Origin of the sequence: Levilactobacillus humaensis (assembly GCF_024345185.1) — a bacterium.
Classification (GTDB): Bacteria; Bacillota; Bacilli; order Lactobacillales; family Lactobacillaceae; genus Levilactobacillus; species Levilactobacillus humaensis.
In genome coordinates, this window is the sequence record NZ_BROB01000011.1 from 79,696 (window position 1) to 87,251 (window position 7,556).

Annotated in this window: 8 protein-coding genes; 4 read left to right on the top strand and 4 right to left on the bottom strand. The window is 52.3% G+C overall.

Going from position 1 to position 7,556, the window contains the following annotated elements:
- Window positions 1-18 precede the first annotated feature (18 nt).
- Window positions 19-1,437 (top strand): cytosine permease, encoded by a 1,419-nt coding sequence (locus OCU14_RS05125; RefSeq protein ID WP_261810092.1) that lies wholly within the window; start codon window positions 19-21, stop codon window positions 1,435-1,437.
- Window positions 1,438-1,812: 375 nt separating this feature from the next.
- On the opposite strand, the gene OCU14_RS05130 is transcribed toward OCU14_RS05125, so the two are convergent.
- From OCU14_RS05130 to OCU14_RS05145, 4 genes are all read right to left on the bottom strand, one after another.
- Window positions 1,813-2,319 (bottom strand): LURP-one-related/scramblase family protein, encoded by a 507-nt coding sequence (locus OCU14_RS05130; protein WP_261810093.1) that lies wholly within the window; start codon window positions 2,317-2,319, stop codon window positions 1,813-1,815.
- Window positions 2,320-2,475: 156 nt separating this feature from the next.
- Window positions 2,476-3,360: a polysaccharide deacetylase family protein gene (locus tag OCU14_RS05135; RefSeq protein WP_261810094.1), complete on the bottom strand. Its 885-nt coding sequence runs from the start codon at window positions 3,358-3,360 to the stop codon at window positions 2,476-2,478.
- The gene (locus OCU14_RS05140) at window positions 3,360-3,650 is read right to left on the bottom strand and encodes a hypothetical protein (protein WP_261810095.1); all 291 of its coding nucleotides are present in this window, start codon (window positions 3,648-3,650) and stop codon (window positions 3,360-3,362) included. Before OCU14_RS05140 ends, OCU14_RS05135 begins: the two co-directional genes overlap by 1 nt.
- Window position 3,651: 1 nt before the next feature.
- On the bottom strand, window positions 3,652-4,872 hold the full coding sequence (locus OCU14_RS05145) for a glycosyltransferase family 2 protein (protein ID WP_261810096.1): 1,221 nt from the start codon (window positions 4,870-4,872) through the stop codon (window positions 3,652-3,654).
- Between the two features lie 232 nt (window positions 4,873-5,104).
- Between OCU14_RS05145 and OCU14_RS05150 the strand changes: the two genes are divergently transcribed.
- The 3 genes from OCU14_RS05150 to OCU14_RS05160 all read left to right on the top strand — a co-directional run bounded on the left by OCU14_RS05150 (window position 5,105) and on the right by OCU14_RS05160 (window position 7,461).
- A complete protein-coding gene (locus OCU14_RS05150; protein WP_057877884.1) occupies window positions 5,105-5,347 on the top strand; it encodes a hypothetical protein in 243 nt (80 codons plus the stop codon).
- A gap of 98 nt (window positions 5,348-5,445) precedes the next feature.
- Window positions 5,446-6,924 (top strand): helix-turn-helix domain-containing protein, encoded by a 1,479-nt coding sequence (locus tag OCU14_RS05155; protein WP_261810097.1) that lies wholly within the window; start codon window positions 5,446-5,448, stop codon window positions 6,922-6,924.
- Between the two features lie 147 nt (window positions 6,925-7,071).
- Window positions 7,072-7,461: a MarR family winged helix-turn-helix transcriptional regulator gene (locus tag OCU14_RS05160; RefSeq protein WP_261810098.1), complete on the top strand. Its 390-nt coding sequence runs from the start codon at window positions 7,072-7,074 to the stop codon at window positions 7,459-7,461.
- Window positions 7,462-7,556: the final 95 nt, after the last annotated feature.

Sequence of the window (7,556 nt, forward strand, 5' to 3'; positions counted from 1 at the left end):
TCAAGGAGGGACTAACACATGGCACAGGAAGTTAAAACGCTGGTCAAGGCACCAGCCAAGACGTATGGCCGCGTCGATGCGGTACCGCGTGAGAGTCGACGCATGGGAAATTGGGATTTATTTGCCACCTGGATTGGCGCTAATGCCAACAACGGGACCTGGTATATCGGTGGGGTCATTGCGGCGTGTGGTTTCTTGACCGCCTCGACGACGCTGATGGTTGTGGGTGTTCTGGCCTATGTCTTGCTGGCGGCGGCTAGCTACATGGGCTATCGCACCGGCTTGCCGGCGATGGCGCTAACTCGGGCTTCGTTTGGTCTACGAGGAAGCGTTGTGCCGTCGATTATCAATGTTGTTCAGTTCATTGGTTGGGCCGCGGTGAACACCTTTATTGCCGCGACATCGATCAGTTACATATTTGGGGAGCTCTTCGGTTGGCCCCTCTATGGCAAGCCGGGTGGTAACTTCGGTCTCATCGTGGGGATTATCATCATGAGTGTGTTGCACCTCCTGAGTATCTCAATGGGAGAACGGTCGGTGCGGTTGATCGAACGGGTTGGGATTATCCTGGTCGTTGTTTTCGTTCTCTGGGAGTCGGTCGTGGTCTTTCAGACGGTGTCATTCCATGATATCGTGAGCTGGCAGCCACCGCATGCCTTGAAGATGTCTTCTGGCGTGGCTGCAGATACCCTAGCAGCCTTTAACCTGGCCTGGGTGACGGCGGCCTCCGACTTCAGTCGCTTTACCAACAAACGTTCAGCTGCCACAACGGCGTCATTTCTGGGGGCCAACATCGGCCTCTTCTGGTTTGCCTTGATTGGACTCTTTGCCACGATCGGGACGGCTGTATCCTTGAATCACTTTGACCCGAACAACTCGGACCCCAGTACCGTCGCCGCTAAATTAGGGCTTGGGGTGATTGCCCTGCTGGTAATTGTTTTGACGAGTACGACGGCTAATGCCGTGAACCTGATGTCCGCCGGGTCAGCCTTAACGAACATCACGCATCGCCTTTCCTTAAATGTGAGTCTGTGGGTCGTGACGATTCTGGCAACCGCAGTGAGCTTCATCCCGGTTTACCTAGCCAGCTTTCTGGATGTCTTCGAAACCTTCCTCGATGGGATCGGGATGTTCCTGGGACCCGAGATTGCCATCTTCCTACTGGATTACTTCGTGCTGAAACGCCGCCGATACCAACTGAAGGAATTCACGGCGGTCCATGGGACCTACTGGTACGCACATGGGGTGAACTGGGTAGCCGTCGCTAGCTGGACGCTTGGAGTCGCTGCCTACTGGGGCCTCAAGCAGGTCAGTGTCATTGCGGATACCGTGGGAGCGACATTCATTGCCATGGCTTTGACGGCCTTGATTTACTGGATTGGCATGTTGGTGACAACTTCTACTTCTAGCGTCGACGGTGAAGAACAAGTAGACTAGTTTGAATTGGCCGCCTGCGACTGCCAGGGATTACGCCTGCTGTGGGGACGCTTCAGCCCCTTGGGCTTCTCGCTCGATTTGAAGCCCCGCCAGAAGCACTGGTCTTCAAAGTCGCCCAGAATGTAAGGCCGAGATAAACCGCTCGGTCTAACATTCTCACCACGGCCGGCTCCCTCCGGCTAAGAGTAGAGTTTAACCGCGACACAAGAGGTCTGGTACGACTTGCTGCCATTTGAATTCATAAATGTTCTAAATTGGATAAAACGAAATTAAAAACTGGTAACCATGGTTTGGATGCGTCCAAACCTTGGTTACCAGTTTTGTTTTGTCGAAACGTATTCCTGTGGACTAGCTGTTAGTGCCCGCTATATGACCCTAATGACCGGCCGCTGCACCACTAGCCGCTGCGGCCTCTGCCTGCTTCTTCACGTAGTCAATGGCGATGACCAGGCCAACCAGTAGGAGTTCCTCCTGGTCATCCAAAATGGAGATTTCATATTTGTCGCCGACACTGAACCAGCGTTTACGAATCTGACCAACAACTGTTCCCTGACGTGAGACGTCGAAGTTCATGTCCCAGAAATCACCGGAAACCGTGAGACCAGCCGCGTTCAGATCATAGCGAGGCTTCAAAAAGGTAAAGCGTTTTTGAATGGTTGCCACCGAACGACCACCGATCTCCAGAGTGAATTGGGGCATCAGAGTGAAGGGCTTCTTGGTCACACTGGCGACAACCCGGTCGTTGAGATCGAGAATATCGAAGTGCTTCGGAATACGGAAGACACTGCCGACTGCGTGATAGACGGGGTTATCTCGTTCGTCGAGAATATCGAACTTATCGCGTAAAGAAAAGACCTTTTGATTTAGGTAGAGTTTAGACATATTGCTTCCTCCGATCTGAGTGGCAGGTTTAATAGTTTGGTTAATTAGCTCTATTCTAGTTGACTATTCGAGCTAAAGAAAGACATGTGCAGAAATAAGAAAAGGCACCCACGCCCAAAACGGTCAGGGTGGGTGCCTGGCTTTGCATGCTGCAGTTTACGACAGCCACTGCTTCATGGATGGCCAGCTCTCTTGGTTAACCACGATTCGTGGTGTCGCGTTGAGATCGGTTTGGTCGGTGACAATCCCGGAGTTCAGGGTGGCGACCCAACCGAGACGTTGATTCGCTAGAAACTGATTAATTTGAGTGGTGCCCGAACCATAAGGAAAGGCAAATGATGTGGCGGAAACGCCAGTGTGCTGTTTTAATTCTCGTTTAGATTGATCGAAGTCGCGCTGGAAGCGCCCGACAAAGTGCGGTTGCATGAACACCGGCTGAAAGTGGGCGTTCAAATGATGCAGGTTGTGGGTGTGTAGTCCCAGCGTCATGAGAGAACCGGCAGCCTTTTGAGCCGCTTGAATCTGACGCCAGGTTGCCAGCTGGGTTCCCTCGCGATACTCGCCAGTATTGCCGGTGATAATGAAGGTTGTGAAGGGGAAGTTGTAGTGTTTCATCACGGGGATGGCGTTGTCGACCACGGTGCGGTCGATATCGTCAAAACTCAGGACGGCATATTTGCCGTGGACTGGTTTTCCTGACCGTACCATCTGGGTCATGGTATCGGCGGAGATGACCTGCACGTGATGCTCCTTCAGAAACTTCATTTGCGACTTGAATTGGTCCAGTGGCACGTTGAATTCGTGAAGCTGGGAGTTATTTGACAGGCCTTGGACCAGCCGGGTGGGTAGGCTATCCTGGAGCACGCGGTGGTAACAGAAGACCATAATGCCGTTCTGCACCTTTTGGTACTGGGCAGGTAGCGCGTAGCCCGCTTGCATGTGTTGCTGATGGTCGGCCTGTCGATGAGCGGTCCAGCCTAGGGTAAAGAGGAGGGTCGCCAGTAGGGTCACTAAGAGGCCCTTACGAAATAAACGCGACATTAGTGTTCCTCCTTTCGCAGGCAGACCCACCGCCAACCGGCGTAAATGGGAACCAGGATCAGCAAGAGGCCCATCAAGGCCAACAAGTGATCATCGGCGTGGGCTTTTAAATTAAAGAGGAGGTAAAGACTGACCAGCGTGTCGCTGTACCAGCCGGCTTTAAAACTAATATTGGCCAAGACGATCATCGCGACAAATCCCCACAGGGCAGTTAGCACGAGTCCCCGAACATAGCGGCTGAAGCGACTGGTTTGGTGGCGAATGATGGGATCCATTGGTTGCTTTTGCATGTTAAATCCCCCGATCTGGACTGCGCCAAGTGCCAGTCCGTTGTGGACTAATGAAGTAGGAGCCAATAGCTGAAAGACAGCTGATCAAGTTGACCATCCAGTAGTACAGAACGTAGACGGGAACGAGTAACAGTTCTGGTACCGCGAGCTTGGCGGTCACTTGCGAGGACAGAAAGCCCACGGTAAATTGGATCCCGCTTAATAGCAGCAGGACCACCAGGAGGTTTCCATCCAGTGCTAGTCCGTGCAAGAAGAGCAATTGAATAGCGTAGCTGACGACGCTTAACGCCGTGAGGACCGCCCATAAATTACTAACAACCGTCTCCAATAGCAGGAAACGTTGGCCCCAAGGGTTACGATAGAAGCCGCGCCAATTGGTGACCAGAACCTCAAGACCGCCTCGTGACCAGCGCTGACGTTGCTTAATCAAGCCGCGTAAGCGTTCAGGAACCAAGATCCAGCAGATGGCGCGTGGTTCGTAGGCGACGCGCCAGTGGTGCCGATAAAGGCGCCAGGTGACATCGATATCCTCCGTCATGACATCGGGATTCCAGCCGCCAACCGCAATTAAAGCCTCGCGACGAAAGGCCACGATGACCCCAGAAACGGTGGTAATGCTACCGGTTAGGTAGGCCTGAGCCTTCTTGATGAGATCGATCACCCCAATGTACTCCAACAGTTGGAGGCGACCTAACAGATTAGAGCGGTTACGGACGACGGGTTTTCCCGTCACAGCACCGTAGTCCGGTTGGGCTAACAGCGTGGTGATTAATTGGGTCACGGCATCTGGCGACAGCAGTGAATCGGCATCAATGGCCACGAGATAGTCTCCCCGAGCGACTCGTAGGCCTTGATTTAGGGCATTAGCCTTACCACGGTTCACCGGCAACGCCACAATAGTCATGTCGAGCTGACCACGCCATTGTTCTTTGAGTGAAGCCATGAGGTCTCGTGTGGCATCGCTGCTACAATCATCAATTAAGACCACTTCATAATGGCTGTAATCCAACGCGGCTAAGGATTGGATAGCCTCTTCTAGGGTGTCGACCTCATTGTGGGCCGGAACTAGAATCGAGACGAACGGGGCCTCAGTGGGCTTGACCAAGGTGCGTGATTGTTGCCGTCGATAGAGGCTTGAAAATAGGCAGCCGGTAATCCAAATGATCGAGACGAAGATGGGATAGCCGACCACAAAGGCCGTACTTAGATTGTTAAACCACATAACTTTAAAATTCTCCCCCAATATTGAACATAAACGATATTAACTAGCTTGACCTAGAGCATAGCATGCTAGGCGGGGCGGTGAAATGGGGGGAATTGAATTGTGGTAAAAACGTAAGCTTTAATAATTATATTTATTTTTAATTGTTCTTGGCCGAGCGGTCGACGGGAATTATTACGGGTCACCGTGGTAGAATGAGGAGTGGAAAGATAAGAATTGGAGGGTGATCGGAATGATGCAGAAGATGCCAATTTTACCATTAGTGGACCGGTTGGTCGCGGGCGAAAGCGTAACGCTATCCACGGACGTTGGTCAGGATGTCTTAATTCAGCCAGAAGTTGTTGAGGGCCGGATGACGGGGAACTACCTGAGCAGTGCCTTACCAGGTGTGCGTTACGATGACCCACGGATTATCTTAAAGGAAACGTTGACGGACTTTGATGAACGGAACATTACCATTACCAGCATCGATTAGTCCGGCTGTTAAATAAACATAGCAGACCCCCTTCAGCCCATCGGGCAAGGGGGCCTTGTCTATATCATCAAGCCGATTGAAAAGTGAAGTGAAGTAAAGTGAAGATTGACTTTGCGATGTTAACAGCGCGTGAGATCTTGAAGATCCGGCTGTTAACCTTTATGAATGACCACGGGCGCCACTTTAATTTGACCGACTTTGCGGAATCGACGTCCGTGAGCTACTCACGGGCTTACCATGTGTTGCTGAGTCTACGCGCCGACTTAAAGGTTCTAGATGCTCAAACGACGTTGACAAAGGATGACCTCCAGACGGCGGTTACGATGGATGGCTATCGGCATTGGCTGTACACGACCAGTCTGCCCTATCAAATGATGATGGCGACCTTGACGCAGAAGTATCCGACAATTGCCGCTTTTTGCGAGGATCACCAGATCAGTTCATCCACCTTTAACCGACGGATTCGGCCGATGAAACAGCAGTTGGCCCAGTACGACCTACAGTTTGCGGCGAATCCATTGCGGTTGACCGGGAATGAAGCGTTGATTGAATTGCTGTATTTCATGCTGTTTAGTACTACGATCACGGCGGTCGGGGAATTGCCAGCAATTCCGGCGGCCCTGCAACCACTGCGTCGCGCGTTGATTGAGACCTATACGAATGATGAGTTGTATCAAGAATCCACTAGTTTGGCGCAACGCCGGGAACTTCTGATTACGGTAGCTGTTTTGCGCTGGTCACAGGGTCACCGGTACAAATCATTGCGGTTTGCCATTGGCCACCTGGTGGATCTACGGCAGTTAGCAGGGATGTTGCAGGCATCGCTGGGGGTTACCCCCCAAGTGGCATTACGACAGTTGGCCCCGTTGGACTATCTGCTGACCAGCTCACCATATTTCGTCCGCGCTTTGCAGCCGCATGCGATGGTGCGTCTGTATCTGGCGTTGAAACAGCACGTTGGTAGCTATGAGTTGGCCCCTGGCGTGCCGGCCCTCAGTGACTATGCCACCGGACGGAACTGGTTTGCCAACTGGTTGTTTGCGCTGTGTCAGTTCATGTTGCTGTTTCGGGTGGACCCGTTGCTCCGACCGGAAATTACGGCGCTTTACCAGCCAACCGATGAATCAAAGGCTGCGGCGCTAGCGATTGCCAAATCCATGCAGCGACTGTATCCGCAACAGGTGATTCCGGCCGATTTACGGCTGGTTCAACGTTACCTGAGCAAATACACCAACGGCCTGACGTTGACGGCGTCCAAGGTAGAGATTCTGGTTACCTACGATATGATTGGGGTTACCACGGATATTTTTAACCGGTTGCTGAGTGGCATTGTCCACCTGAGCCTGTTGACCGATCAGACCGTGATTGATCCCGATCGGCGTGATAATTACTTGGTCATTTACGGCGTTGATCCGCTAGCGGCCGGTTTTGCTGAGCAACATCAGCTGGAGTCTTTCCACTGGGTTAAAGAGATTGCCTACGGGGAGAACCTGGATCGGTTGATTGGCGTGTTACGGCATCACGATCTGTCGTTATTTGCCTTAGACTTTAACAATCGAAGCCACCAACCAGATTAGGAAGTGGCGACAAGGATTCGGGCGCCTGCTCGAGTCCTTTTTAAGTGGTCGGCGCTTCCAAGACACTGTGGAAAGGGCATAGAGCACAAACCCTATTCGTAGTACAATGAAAGCGGATACATAGATAAAAATTGGAGTGGAAAAACGATGGTGGAGGAAGCGCAGTTACGCCAGTTAACACAAATCTATGGGGTGGTGACCAAGTGTTACAACCAGCCTCTGGCCAGCCTTGACTTGAACTTGCCCCAGTGTGAGTTGTTGAATTATGTTGCCGTCGATCAGCTGACCGTGGCTCAGGCCGCGGAAAAGCTGGGTTTCTCTGCGACGCGAACCTCTAACTTAGTGGTGGATCTCTGTAAGCGCGGCTATCTCAGTCAGCGCGTCATTTCACGTGACCGGCGTCGGCGTTACTTGGCATTGACGCCTGCGGGGGAGAGTCAGTTAGCCGTGATTCAACGCGAGTTGCCCGATCAGCTGGCGGGAATCCTCCAACATTTAAAAGAGTCGACTGTAGAAGAAAACCGGCAGACCAGTTAAGGCCTTCCGGTTTTTTGTGTGCGCCCGGCATGGGCGTTAACTAGGCGGTGAAAGTCCGCTGTGGGCCGTAGTAGTCGGAACCACGAGCCGGAGGC

What these genes read in the sequence shown, in the direction of transcription:
- OCU14_RS05160 (WP_261810098.1), top strand. Translation starts at nt 7,072, where the DNA reads ATGGTGGAGGAAGCGCAGTTACGCCAGTTAACACAAATCTATGGGGTG.
- OCU14_RS05145 (WP_261810096.1), bottom strand. Translation starts at nt 4,872, where the DNA reads ATGTGGTTTAACAATCTAAGTACGGCCTTTGTGGTCGGCTATCCCATC.
- OCU14_RS05125 (WP_261810092.1), top strand. Translation starts at nt 19, where the DNA reads ATGGCACAGGAAGTTAAAACGCTGGTCAAGGCACCAGCCAAGACGTAT.
- OCU14_RS05150 (WP_057877884.1), top strand. Translation starts at nt 5,105, where the DNA reads ATGATGCAGAAGATGCCAATTTTACCATTAGTGGACCGGTTGGTCGCG.
- OCU14_RS05130 (WP_261810093.1), bottom strand. Translation starts at nt 2,319, where the DNA reads ATGTCTAAACTCTACCTAAATCAAAAGGTCTTTTCTTTACGCGATAAG.
- OCU14_RS05140 (WP_261810095.1), bottom strand. Translation starts at nt 3,650, where the DNA reads ATGCAAAAGCAACCAATGGATCCCATCATTCGCCACCAAACCAGTCGC.
- OCU14_RS05135 (WP_261810094.1), bottom strand. Translation starts at nt 3,360, where the DNA reads ATGTCGCGTTTATTTCGTAAGGGCCTCTTAGTGACCCTACTGGCGACC.